Here is a 16,115-nt window from a genome sequence, read left to right as displayed (position 1 = left end):
TCATCGAAACCCAACCCATTTTTTTGGTGTTCTTTGCTTTTAATCGGAAAGCTAAGAACGATGGAAATGTATCATAATGATACTGTGAAGCTTGTTTAATAGGTGGTTTTATCTCCAGCCACCGCCTAAGGACCTATAAAGGTCAACATAGGATTCCAGGTGTTCTTGACGCAATTCAACCAAAGCCAAATCTGAATCAAGTGCATTACCTTGTGCAGTGATCACCTCCAAGTAGGTAGCATAACCACCTTTGAACAACAATCCTGCATTTTTTACTGCTTTTTCAGAGTTCTCGACTCTTAATCTTGCAAATTCTAATTGTTCTCTTAATTTCTCTACGGTCACTACGGCATCTGAAACCTCAGAAACAGCTTCTAATACCGTTTTTTGGAAATCTATTTCAGCCTTGTCTCTTTCAATTTTTGCAACTTCCCACTCGGTCTTTAATTTTCTGTTCTTAAAGATTGGAGCAGTCAAACTACCTCCAATTCCACCTAATAGGGAACCTGGAATGGAAAACCAGTTCTTTGGCAAACTAGAGTTGACTCCAAATACCCCTTCAAGAGATAAGCTTGGATAACGCATGGCTTGTTGGATATTTGCATTGGCATTAGCGGCAATCAAACCTAACTCCGCGCCCCTCACATCAGGTCTATTCCGGATGATCTCAAGCGGAGAGCCTAAAGAAATATCTTTGTTTTCAGCAAATAAGTGCTCAAAACTGGTCCCTCTAGATACAGAATCTGGCATCTCACCAATCAAAATCCTCAATGCATTTTCCTGAAGGACGATTTCTTTCTCCAATTCAGGCACCAAGGAGGCAGCGATCAATCGCTGGGACTCGGTTTGTTGGATAGCTAATGCTGTAATTTCACCTGCATCATATTGCAATTTGATCATCTGAAGGGTGCTATCGTTCAGTTGCACATTTCGCTTAGCAACTTCGATTTTGGCGTCTAACATCAATAAGTTAAAATAGCCTTTGGCAACACTAGCGATCAAATTGGTCTGGATGGCATTCTTCGCCTCCTGTGTATTCAGGTATTCTGCAACCAATTGGTCTTTGGCATTGCTGATCTTGCCCCAGATATCAATCTCCCAACTGAAGCCTATTTCTGTACCAAATTGGGAAGTATAAGTAAACATGTTCTCAGGAGCTTTTTTACCATTGAACTCATACCATCTGGTTGATGGACCAGAACCAAAGTGCTTGGATCTGTACTGTTTATTGACCCCGGCAATGGTTGCATCCACTTCTGGGAGATAATTAAACCTGTTCTGGCGCATCCATTTGTTAGCAATCTCAATATTTTTCAATGCTGTTTGCATATCATAGTTATTGGTCAATGCAGAATCAATCAAATCTTTTAGGGTAGGATCATGGAAAAATTCTTTCCAAGAGATCTCGCTGATACTCGAAGTATCACCAAAATATGCCAGGGTATCGCCCCTAAATTTTTCAGGCATGTTTAAATCGGGTTGCTGGTATTTCTGCCCTACCTTACAGCCCTGCACCATAAAGAATGCAGCACAAAGACAACCGATTAAAACTCTAAATATTATTTTCTTATTCATTGATGATCTATTCTTCTTCTTCCGTTTTAATTTTATTACGAACCTTTTCGTCCAGGGATTTGAAAACAACAAATAGCACTGGGATAATGAAAATACCAAAGGTTACTCCGAACAACATACCGCCGGCGGCACTGAAACTGATGGAATGGTTACCGATAGCTGATGGACCAACAGTCCACATCAATGGGATCAAACCTGCTACGAATGCCAAACTGGTCATTAGGATAGGTCTTAACCTTAACCTTGCACCATTGATAGCGGCATCCACTATACTCATTCCCTTGTCTCTTTCCTGCACGGCAAACTCGACGATAAGGATGGCATTTTTCGCCAGCAAACCAATCAACATGATCAAACCGACTTGCACATAGATATTATTTTGAAGTCCTGCCAGACCAATCGTTGCATAAACTCCGATCAGACCTACTGGAATGGATAGCAATACCGCCCAAGGGAGGATATAGCTTTCATATTGCGCAGCCAATAAAAAGTACACAAACAGGATACTCAATGCAAAGATGAGGATGGTCTGTGAGCCGGACTGACTTTCTTCTAAACTCATACCGGTCCATTCATAACCGATATTTCCCGGCAACTTATCTTGAGAGAATTTCTCAATGGCCTCCATGGCATCACCTGTACTGTAGCCCTTAGCTGGCTCAGCATTGACAACGATCGCATTGTACAAGTTATAACGCGTAATGGTTTCAGGTCCAACGATCTTTTTCAATGTGACTATGGTATTGATAGGCACCATTTTTCCTTCAGTATTCCTTACGAAAATAGAACTAAAGGATTCCGGATCGGTACGGAAATCAAAATCTGACTGTACATACACACGGTACTGTCTACCAAATCGGCTAAAATCTGAGGCCTGTACCCTTGCGAAGTATAAACGGATGGTCGACATCAAACTATTGATACTAACACCCAATGATTTAGCCTTAACTACATCAATATTGACTTCATATTGCGGGAAGGTTGATTTAAAACTGGTATAGGCATTTCCTATCTCCGGTAATTCATTCAGTTGATTGATAAAGGTATCAGCCAAGACGTTGAAATCTCGGATATCACCTCCTAACCTATCCTGTAGAACCAGCTCGATACCGGCGAAGTCACCAAAACCTTGAACGGTTGGTCTTGGGAATACCGTAAATTTAGCTTCATGAAGTTGGGAAAGATCATTCCTGACCGTATCCATAAAGTCTTGGATATTCTTGATATACTTACGATCAGCATGCGGAACTAAAGTAATATAGCCAGCAGCAAATGCGGGACTGGAACTCGCATCCAGGGCATTATAACCTGATACGGAAGTCATTCCTTCGATATCTTTATGCCTCCTCAAGATACTATCAGCTTTCTTGAGAACTTCTGTCGTTCTGGCCAAGGAAGCACCAGCAGGCATGGCAATATTAAAGGTCACGAATCCATCATCCTCAGTCGGGATAAACGACTTTGGTGATTTCATCATCAAGAATGCTCCGATAGCCGTAATTACAGCTAAACCAGCCCATGCTACCTTTTGATTTTTGATCAACTTCTTAACGCCAATGATATATTTATCAGTGAACCTATCGAATGAGGTATTAAAGGCCGTAAAGAACCTGTCTTTATAAGTATTGAATTTATTTTTCTTCTTACCGATTTCCTTTTCATCTTGAGGTGCCTTAAGAAGCAATGCACATAATGCAGGGCTTAAGGTCAAAGCGTTCAAGGCGGAAATCAAAATGGCCGTAGCCAAGGTATAGGCAAACTGTCGATAGAATATACCGGCCGGTCCCTCCATAAACCCTACAGGTAAGAATACTGCCGCCATAACCATCGTAATGGAAAGGATGGCTCCAGTAATCTCCGACATGGTCGATAAAGTCGCCTGTCGCGGTTTTTGTCCCGTGGCATGCATCTTATGGTGGATGGCCTCGACGACGACAATGGCATCATCGACCACAATACCAATGGCGAGGACGAGTGCAAACATCGTCAGTACATTCAGCGAGAAGCCAAAGAGCTGCAAGAAAAAGAAGGTACCGATGAGGGATACAGGAATCGCAATGGCAGGTATCAAGGTAGATCTGAAATCTTGCAAGAAGATAAATACGATGATAAATACCAAGATAAACGCCTCGAAAAGGGTATGTTTTACCTGATCGATGGATTGGTCAATCTGGTCACGCACGGAATAGGTGATGTCATAGTCAATTCCTTTCGGGAAGTATTTCCTTTGTTCCTCTAATACCTTGCGCACCTCAACATCAATATCATGGGCATTGGAACCACTGGTCTGAGTTAAGTTAAGCGTCAAACCTGGTTTCCCGTCAACCTTGTTATCAGAGTTTAAGTTGGTAGCACCAAACTCGACCCGGGCAACATCTTTCAGGTATAGAACGGAACCATCATTATTGGTTTTGATGACAATATTCTGGAATTCTTCCGGTTGACTAAATCGTCCTTTGTGTTTAATAACGGTTTCAAAGGCCTCATCTGATGTTTCACCAAATTTACCAGGTGCAATCTCAAAGTTTTGATCCTTGATGGCATCCGATATATCTTTCGGCACCAGATTGTACAGGGCTAATTTCTCGGGATTTAACCAAACACGCATGGCGTAATCCCTTGCTCCTAACCTGGAAACCTGGGCCACCCCATCAACACGAAGCAATGGGCGCATTAAGTTAATCTGGGCAAATGCCTGTAGGAATGTTTCATCATAGACCGAATCTTTCTGGTTAGAGAAGATATTGATGGTCATGATAACCCCACTTTGCCGTGGCATCGTGGTGATACCAGCTTCGTTTACTTCCGCTGGAATGGAAGATATAGCTTTTGAGATCCTCGTTTGAACGTTTACTGAAGCCACATCAGGGTTGGTACCGGTTTTAAAATATACGGTTACCTAACCAGATCCTGAGTTGGAGGCAGTTGACCTGATATAAGTCATGTTTTCTACCCCGTTGATCGCTTCTTCAATTGGCAATAGAACGGAGCTGGCTACAGTTTCAGCAGTTGCACCGGGATAACTCAAGGAAACAACCACACTTGGCGGAGCGATTTCAGGGAAACGCGTTACTGGAAGTAACTTCATCCCAACCAATCCCAAAATAACCAAGATAATAGATACAACAGTAGCTAAAACGGGACGACTTACGAATGTTTTAAGCATATAGCAATATTAGGGTTTAGCTATCCTAAGCCCTTCCTGCATGCGCAATGGAAAGGTCAGAATAAGCAAAATTAATTTGACAATTATTTTTGTTGAGGTATAGGCATGATCACAGAGCCATCAGTCAGCTCTTCGAATCCACTTAAAATTACGCGGTCACCTTCTTGCAGGCCTTCAGATACGATATACTTATCCTTGGTAGAACCGTTCAATTTGATGTTACGACGTTGTGCCTGGTTGTTTTTGTCAACTACAAACACAAAGGTTTTGTCCTGCAATTCATTGGTCGCAATCTGCGGAATCTGCAATACATCTTTCTTGACTTCGGCAATTTTTAATGTTCCCGTACTCCCTGAACGCAAGATATTGTTAGGATTAGGGAAAGTCGCTCTCAATGAGATGGAACCTGTGGTTCTATCAACTTGTCCATTAACCGCATCTACAACACCTTTGGAGGAGTATTCTTCGCCATCGGCCATCATCAGGGTAACCTCTGGGAAAGTCAGGCGTTTCAATTTATCGTATTTACGACCTTCGACACTATCAGCTTTAGCCTGTGCCTTTGAGAAGTACAAGAAGTCTGATTCGTTCATTGCGAAATAGATATAAACCTCTTGGATATCCGATAGATTAGTCAAAGGTTCTTTGTCACCTTTGGTAATCAAGTTCCCGATACGCTTAGGAATACGACCTATATAACCACTCACTGGCGCGGTGATCGTTGTAAAATTTCTACTTAACTGTGCCGAGCGAACTTCTGCAGCAGCTTGATCCAGTCCTGCTTTTGCGACTTGATAGTCAGATTCCGCTGATGCTAACCTAACATCTGCAATGACATCGTTCTCTACCAATGGTTTCAAACGGTCAACTTCTAACTTCGCATTCTTTAATTTGGCTTGCGCCACTTTCTCTGCAGCATACATATTATTTAAATCCTCTTGATAGAAAGATGGATCTATTTTGAATAGCTTCTGCCCTTTTTGAACATAAGCACCTTCATCTACATAGATTTCCTGCAGCAAACCCTCTACTTGAGGACGTACTTCAACATTTACCTTACCTTCTATGGTACCTAGGTAATCTTTTACCGTTACAGCGTCTGATTTATCGACGGTATAAACTGGTAATGCCATGGGTTTTGCGGTATCTTCTTTTTCTTTGGATTTACTTTCAGAACAACTGGACATGATGCCTACTGTTCCTATTAATAATAATGTTGCTTTTAAAATTGATAACTTTGTTTTCTTCACAGTAATTTTCCGATTTTGTACTTTGTATTCGTAATATTTTTATTACACTTCCATCTTATTAACGTATCATTTAACAATTATTGTACCGTTTAACATTTGTTAACAGATTATACTTTAGTTAATATTTTGTTAATTCTAAGACATTTAAGCTATAAATCGTTGGTTTTCAAAGGCTAAAACCATGCATTTGAAAAAAATAAAAAAGGGATTTCTTTATTTTTTTCAATTAAACCAATTGGAAAATCAGCAGTCAAAGGCAATCCTTTGTATGATTTCAACGAAATTTAGAGGGAATATTATTGCTACAGATGGTAAACAAAGCAACATATTTTGGTCAAATCGATAGGATTACTCCAAATATTGGCCTTGTCTAATTAAAAGCCCGCGATATTTATTGAAAACAGAAGACTTTGATATAAAACCTAGGTATTGTTCATCCTTATTGACCACTGGAAGGATCCAAACATCCTCTTTATTCATCTTCGTCATCACATGCTCCATATTCTCCGTTTCAATAATGATATCATTAGGCTTTTGAGCTAAAGTGGCAAAAGTTTTATCTCTTCCCTCTTCTTCACCTAATAGAATGGAAAATAATCGCTCACTATATAGGATCCCTAGAAGTTTTCCTTTTTCGTCAACGATTGGGAATATATTCCGTTTGGAATGTAAAATATCCGATTGACGGTCCAATGGGGTCTGATCCGGTCTCAAAACAACAAAATTGGTTTCAAGCACATACCTCAGTTTCATCATACTGAGAACAGTACGGTCTTTATCTTTGTAAGAAAGAAGATCTCCGGATTCTGCCAATACTTTGGTATAGACAGAGTGCTTCATCACCCCTCGATTGATTAAGTAAGAAATCGAAGCAACCAACATCAAGGGTACCATCAAAGTATATCCGCCGGTGATTTCGGCAATAAGAAAAATTCCTGTCAACGGCGCATGCATAATTCCTGCAAGTGCGGCGGCCATACCAGCCATCACGAAATTAGGAACATTGAGTTGCACAAAGCCAGTTTGGTTCATGCCATAGGCGAAGGCAAAGCCTATCAATCCACCCATGACCAAACTAGGTCCAAAGATACCTCCGTTTCCTCCCCCATTGATTGTAAATAGTGATGCAAAGGATTTACCAAATAGAACCAAAACTGTATAACAAACAACTACCCAGGCCATGTCTCGATAATCTGAAAACAGGGAATTCTTGACAATCGAGTTAAAGTGCCCATCAAGGATCTGCTGTATGGTCAGATAGCCCTCTCCATATAAGGCGGGGAATACGAAGATCATGACTCCCAAGGAAATCCCACTGACCCATACCTTATTATATGGATTCTTGATTTTCGAAAACCAATTCTTTACTACTTGGCTGATCTTGGAGAAATAGATGGTATAGAGGCCGACCAAAACGGCTAATAGAATGTAAAAGAATATCGAGCTCACCTCCCAATCTGTTGCAGCAGTATGGAACAAAGGTTCGCTGTATAAGATCCTTGAGATAACCGCAGCTAAGGCAGAGGAAATCAACAATGGAATAAAGACGGGGATTGAGAACTCGGGCAATAGGATTTCAATGGCAAATACCATCCCAGCAACGGGACTATTAAATGCTCCGGATATCCCTGCTGCAGCTCCACATGCCAAAAGCATCGTAACTTCCTTATAGCTCAATCCGAAGAACCGTCCAATATTGGAACCAATGGCGGAACCGGAATAGGCAATCGGTGCCTCCAAACCTGAAGACCCTCCAAAGCCAACCGTAATGGCACTGGTAACAATTTGGGAATAAATATTATGTAGATCGATTCGACTGGACCGTCGGGAAATGGCGTAAATGATTGGTGTGATTCCGTGCTCAAGCTTTTTTCCCTTTATGAACTTGCGGACATATAGCACACTCAGGAAAATACCGATCAGCGGAAATATCAAATAAAGGGAATATTTGAAATGCCATTCAAGATCATCCTGTAGTTTGGCCGCGATAAAATGAGTTAATCCTTTCAAGAGAGCAGCTGCCAACCCACCTACAATACCCACCACAAAGGCTAGAACGATTAGAAAATTTCTGTTCGAAATCTTCTGCATTCTCCACCTATTTAAAGCCTCTAGTTTCTTTAGAAATTTTTGTCTCATTCGTTGGTCATTTCCCCTTTTAGATAGCTAAAGATTAATGTTTGCTATTTATAAAGGCTAAGGTTCCTATTATTAAATTAGCGTGAATAAAATTCCCTATTTTCTGCAAATATAGGAACCATTTATCGAATAGTTAAATAATACCCCAGGTATTACAGCAATAAATCTGTTTTGCCAATTAACATTTAGTATTTTTGGGATGAAACAAAATCTATAGTTATGTTAAACTTTATCAAAGCAGGGATAATTGCTGCTTTCTTAACCACCGGAACGGTCATCATTCCGAATGCCATTCCTGATGAAGGGATGTTCCCTTTGAGCGAACTGGGCAAAGCCGGTCTGAAAAAAGCAGGATTAAAAATTAGCGAAAAGGAGATCTATAATCCCGGACAGATAGGCCTAGTCGATGCCTTGGTACAGGTTAGTGGTTGTTCTGGCTCATTTGTCTCTCCGAATGGATTGATCATCACCAACCATCACTGTGCTTTCAGTGCCGTTCAATTAGCCTCCACACCCGAACACAATTATTTAGAAAATGGATTCGTCGCGAATTCGCATGAGCAAGAAATCGAAGCCAAGGGACTGAATATCCGGATTACGGACTCTTATGAAGATGTATCCCAGAGAATTTTGGAAGCTGTTGCAAATGTCACTGACCCTAGCCAGCGTATCGATATCATTACCAACAAAAGAAAAGAAATTGCAAAAGAAGCTGAAGCCCAAGATCCAACCATCAAGGCTGAAGTTTCTGAGATGTTCATTGGCAAGAGCTATGTATTGTTCAAATATAAAACCATAGAAGATGTGCGATTGGTTTATATCCCTAGACAGAACATTGGAGAGTTCGGTGGTGAGACGGACAACTGGGTATGGCCTAGACATACAGGTGACTTCTCTTTCTTGAGAGCCTATGTTGCCAAGGATGGTTCTTCTGCGAAATATTCTAAAGATAATGTCCCTTATAAACCAAAGAAACATTTAAAGGTAAATCCTAAAGGTGTAAATGAAAATGATTTCGTTTTTATCCTTGGCTACCCTGGTCGTACTTTCCGTCATAGACCTGCCCAGTATATTGAATATCAGCAGCAATATTTATTGCCTTACACCTCAGAACTTTATGATTTCCAAAATCAGCAGATGCTACTTGCAGGAAAAGATGATAAAGCTACTGAATTGGCACTTGCAACAAGGATCAAGAGGAATGCAAATGTAATGAAGAATTACAGAGGTAAATTGAAAGGCTTGAGAAACATCGACCTTGTCAACACCAAGATCAAGGAGGATGAGGAATTGGCAAAATTCATTGAGAATGATGCCGCGTTAAAAGCTCAATATGGTTCTTTGATGAAAGATATAGGCCAACACTACGGATTGGTTTTCCAAAATGCAGAAAAAGAATTATGGTATAACAACATCTATTCTGGAATTCGATCCTTACAATTTGCTTCCTTGACCAATAGCTTTCAAGATGCTATTAACAAAGAACTATCAAGTAAACGTAAGGAAGAATTGTACAAGGCCAATATTGATAATTTCAAGAAACAGTTAGCTGGCCTTTATGAAAGCTTCAATCTAAATGTAGATAAAAGTATTGCAAGCAGCATGTTTGCTCAAGCTTACCAATTAAAAGATGGCAATGCCCTTCCATTTGTTGCAGCTCACAAATTCAGTAACGAACAGGCTGCTTCTGATTATATCAGCAAGGCCATCGAAGATTCCAAACTGTCTAATCAAGAGTATTTTGAGAACACGGTCCTAAAGGATGTAAATTCTTTCTTAAAGTATTCAGATGATTTAATGAAGTTTCAAAAAGAACTGGAAACGGAAATGCAGCCATTCTATGCGGAACAAAAAAGAAGAGAAGGTAATTTGAACAAGTTAATGGCGGATTATATTGCCGTAAAAGAAAAGTTCCAATCAAAAAGCTTTATCCCTGATGCGAATTCAACTTTAAGGTTGACATTTGGAAACATAAAGGGCTATAGTCCTGCAGATGCCACCTACATGGAACCCTTCACTACCGTAAAAGGAATCATTGAAAAGGGTAACTCAGGTTTAAATGAATTCACCTATCCTGAAGCAATCAAGACCAATTGGCTGGACAAGAACTTCGGAAACTACTTTAAAAAGGATTTGAATGATGTACCTGTTAACATCCTATATAACATGGACACTACGGGCGGAAACTCAGGATCTCCTATCATGAATGCTTACGGCGAATTGATCGGAGTGAACTTCGATAGAGCTTATGATGCTACTATCAATGATTTCGCTTGGAACGAGAGCTACAGTCGTTCGATCGGTGTCGATATCCGTTATGTGTTATGGATAGCAGATAAGGTTGACAATGCCCAATTCATCATCCAAGAAATGGGAGTTAAATAAATCACAATATTTAAATAAAAAACTCGGCCAGTCTTGCAGAGCAATGACTGGCCGAATCTGTTTTAACTATATTAGAATTTGGATTTGGTAATTTTCTCTGAATATGGAAGATACATTGGAAGTGCCGCTGAACCATACCAGGTATAAATAGAATAAGCCAGGTACCCCGCTTTTATAGCTGGATCAGTTTCCAGAATTGCTTTCGCTTCCTCTTCTGTCTTTATATTGTTTAGAATAAATAGACCCCTATATTGATCCGAATTCTTCCCAAAAGGACCAGCAACGATCAGCTTCTCTTCCTTAACCAACCTGTTGATATTATCCATATGGCCTTTGAAAGCCGTATTGATCAAATCTTTGTCCTGATCTTTATTTTCTCCAGTCTTCAAAACCACATAAAAGTAGGATTTCATACCGTATTCATCTGAACCTAACTTCTGTGCTAAAGCTTCATCATAGACAGTATCCTGCTTTGCACCTGAAACCTTCTTAGGAAGAAAGATTTGCGTATGTTCCTTTCCTTGACCAACGATTTTTACAATCAAATTCCCTGTAGAGTCTGAAGCCTTGCTATAGGTAATTTCTTGCGGGAAATCATGCTTATGATTCACAAACTTGATCTCCTTATCAGATGGTTTTCCTTCGGCAGTAAATTCAATTGGCAATCCCTTATTCTGACCCACTACCGTAGCCATCAAGACCACTTTACCTTTTTTCAATTGGATATCCAGGTATTCAGAAACCTGAGGAATAGCACCATCAATTTTGTAACCAAAGCCTTTCATGCTCTTGTCAGAAAGAACATCCCAATGTTCTTCGCTATTGCTTCCCTGTATTTCCCAATGACCTTTTAAAAACAGAGGTAATCTATCTTGGGCATAGGAAAGCTGAAAGCAGAACAGACACAGTACAGCAAATAGTATTTTCATAATTAGATTTTTCTGCAAACATAATTATTTTCAATTACTTAAATAATACCCTATACAAAAGACGGTTCTACACTTGAATATTCTGCAATAAATTGTTCTACCTTTTCAACCATGTTCTTACTTCCGATGATCAACGGAGTCCTTTGATGCAATTCGACAGGTTCAATGTCCAAGATTGGCATCTCACCGGTTGTAGCTTTACCACCAGCTTGTTCAGCAATAAATGCCAATGGATTACATTCATACATCAACCGAAGTTTCCCATTCGGATACTGATAGGTATCCGGATATAAGAACAGACCTCCTTGAATCATATTCCTATGAAAATCGGCCACTAAGGAACCAATATATCGAGAAGAATATGGTCGGTTGGTATCTTTATCGATTTCTTTGCAGAATTGCAGGTATTGTTTTATCGCTAGGGAAAACTGGTTGTAATTGCTTTCATTTACAGAATAGGTCTTCCCATTTTCAGGAATCCTTAAACCTGGATGGGAAAGACAGAATTCTCCAATAGATGGATCCAAGGTAAAGCCATTCACTCCCTTTCCAGTAGTATAAACAAGCATGGTTGAAGAACCATAGATCACATAACCTGCGGCAACTTGTTTTCTACCGATCTGCGCAAAATCAATGTTCTCGATCTCTTCTCCAGAGCTTACTCTTTTATAGATGGAGAAAATAGTACCTACTGACACATTTGCATCAATATTGGAAGAGCCATCCAAAGGATCAAAATAAACCATATACTTACCTACAGCATATTTATTTCGTTTTGTCAGATCTATTCCGTCTTCATGTTCTTCAGAAGCTAGATAGCAGCATTCGCCAACTCGTTCCAATGCATCCATAAAGTAATGATCAGCAAATACATCTAGTTTTTGTTGCTCCTCACCTTGGGCATTGGTATTACCTTGCTTCCCTAGGATGTCAGCCAAGCCAGCTTTATTTACTTCCCTATGAACAATTTTAGCGGCCAAAGAAATCCCTTGTAGCAATCGTGTCAATTCTCCTTTTGCTTGAGGAAATTGAGTTTGTTGCTCAGAAATAAATTGCTCTAATGTTTGAATTCCCATTTCTCTTTTTATTAACTCAATACCTTTTCAACTGGTTTCGGGATAAATTGAGCATAGTTTTCATCAAACATTCCCTTTAATTTTTCCGCTAACTCCTCATAAGCTTCTGGATTGTCCCAAACGCGTTTAGGATTTAATAGATTAGTTGGGATTTCAGGACATTCCCTTGGCATCTGAAGGTTAAAAATCGGATGTTTTTCATATCCTGCTTCGCCAATATGGCCCTCCATAGCGGTACGGATTAATTGACGGGTATATTTTAACTGTATCCTTCTTCCTACGCCGTAAGGACCAGCTACCCAACCCGTATTGACCAACCAAACTTGGATATCCGGATTTTCTTCTAGTTTCTTCCTTAACATTTCCGCGTAGTGCATAGGATGCAATGGCATAAATGCAGCACCAAAACAAGCAGAGAAAGTAGCCGTAGGCGTCTTTACTCCCATTTCTGTTCCTGCTACTTTAGCTGTATATCCATTGATAAAATAATACATGGCCTGTTCAGCAGTAAGCTTGGAGATCGGAGGAAGTACTCCAAATGCATCCGCACTCAAAAAGAAGATATGCTTTGGTGAAGCACCATATCCTCTAGGATTTACATTTTCCAAAAATTCGATTGGGTATGAAGCGCGCATGTTTTCTGTGATGCTGCTATCGTCATAATCTGCTTCACGAGTTCCAGGTTTAAAATTCACGTTCTCCAATAATGCACCAAATTTGATAGCATTAAAGATTTGTGGTTCATGTTGCTGCGTCAAACCAATGGCCTTCGCATAGCAACCTCCTTCGAAGTTAAACACCTCATTTTCCGTCCAACCATGCTCATCATCTCCGATCAATAAACGACCATGATCAGATGATAACGTTGTTTTACCCGTCCCAGATAGGCCAAAGAATAAAGCAGTGTCGTTTTTCTTACCGACATTTGCAGAACAGTGCATTGTTAACACGTTATGCTTTAAAGGCAAGTAATAATTCAGTGCAGAGAAAATCCCCTTCTTAATCTCTCCTGTATATGCCGTTCCGATGATGATAACCACTTTACGGGTTAGATCCAAAACCACACAGTGTGAAGTTGGCAAGCCCAAGGCCTGGTAATCATCAACTTTTAAATTTGAAGCTGCTAAGACTGTCCAATCGATTGGTCCTTGCGTTTCAACATCTACATTGATAAACATATTGTTCACAAAAATATCCTGACAAGGGCTTTGGGTAACCGTAAGTACATTTTGGGAATAATCTTTATGATTACAAGCTTGTATCGATCTTACATAAATGGGATTTAATGAAAGATATTCAGTTACTCTAGCCAGCAACAGGTCAAACAGCTCGATGCTCATGGGTTTGTTCACTTTTCCCCAATTTACGTGCTCTGCTGTATCGGAGTCTTTTACGATAAATCTAGACTCTGGCGAGCGCCCTGTAAAAATGCCAGTTTTGAAACTCAATGCTCCTGTTTCTGTTAAGGAAGCTTCATTATTTTTAATCGCTCTTTCCACCAGTTCTGGTACTGGAAGTTGAAAATAAATTGGACTTGAAGGACGGATCCCAAGTGACTCCAATTGACTACTGATTAAATTTGTCATATATAGGATTTATTTTGCGAACAAAGCTATATATATTTTTAGCAATAAAAAAAGTAAATTTAGCATATTGTAAAATTTACACAATTGTAACTACCTTATTTTCAATTAAATAAAATGAAAAATATAGATATAATTAATTTAGCAATTTTATACAGCAAATACTAGCCTTTTCTATAATGTGCCTTTAAACAGTTTAAATGCATTTTTCAACGTTTTTAGCGATTTTTAAGGGATTTTAAGGTATTTATTATTTTAATTGAAATGAAAATGTAGCGATAATTCTACCTTGCTAAAATGAAATGACAATATCCTTTAATAAATTGACAATATATGTTAAAAATTATTCCAATTTTGATTAAAAATGAAAGGTAAAATTTGAACTTACTCAAATAAAAAATCCCTCAAACCCTATGTTAATACTAGACTACCATCATTGCTTCTCTATAAATTTTAGGAATCGTGACAAAGCTTAAATAATTCCATACATTAAGATTACCATTTCAATGTAATTTGAGACGTATATTTACCTTATGAAGAACATCCAATATTCTCTACTGGAATTAGCCACTTTAAGAAAGAATAATACAGCCACTGAAGCGATAGAAAGAGCTTCAGAAGGCGCCAAACATATTGACAAACTAGGTTATACCAGGATCTGGCTCGCCGAACACCATAATATGGAATTTATTGCCAGTTCGGCCACTTCAGTTTTGATCGGCCATATTGCGAGCCAAACGCAAAACATCAGGGTTGGTTCCGGAGGGATTATGCTCCCTAACCACTCCCCTTTGGTGATTGCGGAACAATTTGGAACTTTAGAATCTATTTATCCCAACCGAATTGATCTTGGTCTTGGGCGAGCTCCCGGCACCGATCAGGTGACCGCAATGGCACTTAGGAGGAATAATTTAAATACGGCATTTTACTTCAAGGATGATGTGCAGTCCCTCCAACGCTATTTCAGTTCCGACAACCACAGCTCCAAGGTTCGCGCATTCCCTGGAGAAGGTTTAGAAATCCCTATCTGGATTCTGGGGTCCAGCACGGACAGTGCCTTTCTTGCTGCGGAATTAGGTTTACCCTATGCATTTGCGGCACACTTCGCCCCAAATATGTTAAAGGCTGCGGCCGATATCTATAGAATGAACTTCAAACCATCCGAACAATTGCAGGAGCCTTATTTTATGGTTTGTGTAAATATAGTGGCAGCAGAGACCAATGAAGAGGCCATATTTTTATCCAGCAGCTTGCAGAACCTTTTTGCAGGAATAGTGACCAACCGGAGGATGCCTTTATCAGCACCAACGGAAAAACCCATTTTCCACGGAATACCTGAAATCGAGCAAGCAGTCCAATCCATGACTTCCAGTACCTATACAGGCAACCCTGAACAATTGGCCAGGACACTTAAAGAATTGATTGAGGAGGTAAATGCACAAGAGATCATGACCACTAATTATATATATGATGACCAAAAAAGATTGAAATCTTTTGAATTGATTAAGGATACTTTCGATTTAATTAACAAAGAATAAGCAATTTCAACACATTCAGGCAATAAATAAAAGGGGATTTAACGTAAATCCCTTTTTTTATACCCTAACATTAGGGTATTGATAAAAAATATTAATAAAATAAACTCAAAAAACACATTTCTCTAAAACGTTTATGGTTATTTACTGTTATATTTACTACATCACACAAAACTAAATCTTTGTTAAAAAGATTGCGAAACAAGTGGCACATTAACGCTTGTCTAGCTTAATAAGGTACAAATATTATTAATGTGATTTAGTAATTAACAATTTTGGAGATATCAGTTAGATGTCCTTGGAGGGGTATGAATTTATCCAAAGGGTTAAAACATTGATTGAAGCAAAAAAAGTGAATTTCTAAACAAGTGAATCTAAACTGTTAGGCTATGATTATCCAATCATAGCAAGATTTGCATTGCACTAAAACGCTTTATATCTATTAGTGAATTTAATTGAGCTCCAATGATTAATAAA

The 16,115-nt window shown here is 39.3% G+C and carries 8 protein-coding genes and 1 pseudogene; 2 read left to right on the top strand and 7 right to left on the bottom strand.

Going from position 1 to position 16,115, the window contains the following annotated elements; all coding sequences use genetic code 11:
- Positions 1–108: 108 nt before the first annotated feature.
- From NMK93_RS08800 to NMK93_RS08785, 4 genes and pseudogenes are all read right to left on the bottom strand, one after another.
- Positions 109–1,575 carry an efflux transporter outer membrane subunit gene (locus NMK93_RS08800; RefSeq protein WP_254530027.1) on the bottom strand — a complete coding sequence of 489 codons (1,467 nt, stop codon included), beginning with the start codon at positions 1,573–1,575 and terminating at the stop codon, positions 109–111.
- 7 nt (positions 1,576–1,582) lie between these two features.
- Positions 1,583–4,741: pseudogene (locus NMK93_RS08795) on the bottom strand (efflux RND transporter permease subunit).
- Between the two features lie 83 nt (positions 4,742–4,824).
- On the bottom strand, positions 4,825–5,991 hold the full coding sequence (locus NMK93_RS08790) for an efflux RND transporter periplasmic adaptor subunit (protein WP_254530025.1): 1,167 nt from the start codon (positions 5,989–5,991) through the stop codon (positions 4,825–4,827).
- A gap of 348 nt (positions 5,992–6,339) precedes the next feature.
- On the bottom strand, positions 6,340–8,082 hold the full coding sequence (locus NMK93_RS08785; protein WP_254530023.1) for a chloride channel protein: 1,743 nt from the start codon (positions 8,080–8,082) through the stop codon (positions 6,340–6,342).
- A 267-nt stretch (positions 8,083–8,349) separates the two neighbouring features.
- On the opposite strand from NMK93_RS08785, the gene NMK93_RS08780 reads away from it, so the two are divergent.
- Positions 8,350–10,515: a S46 family peptidase gene (locus NMK93_RS08780; protein ID WP_254530021.1), complete on the top strand. Its 2,166-nt coding sequence runs from the start codon at positions 8,350–8,352 to the stop codon at positions 10,513–10,515.
- A 71-nt stretch (positions 10,516–10,586) separates the two neighbouring features.
- Here NMK93_RS08780 and NMK93_RS08775 read toward each other — a convergent pair whose 3' ends face one another.
- Genes NMK93_RS08775 through pckA form a run of 3 tightly spaced genes read right to left on the bottom strand, consistent with a single transcriptional unit; the run spans position 10,587 to position 14,106 of the window.
- Entirely contained in the window at positions 10,587–11,444 is an 858-nt protein-coding gene (locus tag NMK93_RS08775; protein ID WP_254530019.1) for a DUF6265 family protein, read from the bottom strand.
- 50 nt (positions 11,445–11,494) lie between these two features.
- Positions 11,495–12,520, bottom strand: a complete 1,026-nt coding sequence (fbp, locus tag NMK93_RS08770; RefSeq protein ID WP_214648477.1) for a class 1 fructose-bisphosphatase — start codon at positions 12,518–12,520, stop codon at positions 11,495–11,497.
- A gap of 11 nt (positions 12,521–12,531) precedes the next feature.
- Positions 12,532–14,106, bottom strand: coding sequence for a phosphoenolpyruvate carboxykinase (ATP) (gene pckA, locus NMK93_RS08765; protein WP_254530017.1), 1,575 nt, complete (start codon positions 14,104–14,106; stop codon positions 12,532–12,534).
- Between the two features lie 530 nt (positions 14,107–14,636).
- On the opposite strand from pckA, the gene NMK93_RS08760 reads away from it, so the two are divergent.
- A complete protein-coding gene (locus tag NMK93_RS08760) occupies positions 14,637–15,641 on the top strand; it encodes an LLM class flavin-dependent oxidoreductase (protein ID WP_254530015.1) in 1,005 nt (334 codons plus the stop codon).
- Positions 15,642–16,115 lie beyond the last annotated feature (474 nt).

Origin of the sequence: Sphingobacterium sp. LZ7M1 (assembly GCF_024296865.1) — a bacterium.
Taxonomy (GTDB): domain Bacteria; phylum Bacteroidota; class Bacteroidia; order Sphingobacteriales; family Sphingobacteriaceae; genus Sphingobacterium.
This window is presented reverse-complemented; position numbering and strand designations above follow the sequence as displayed.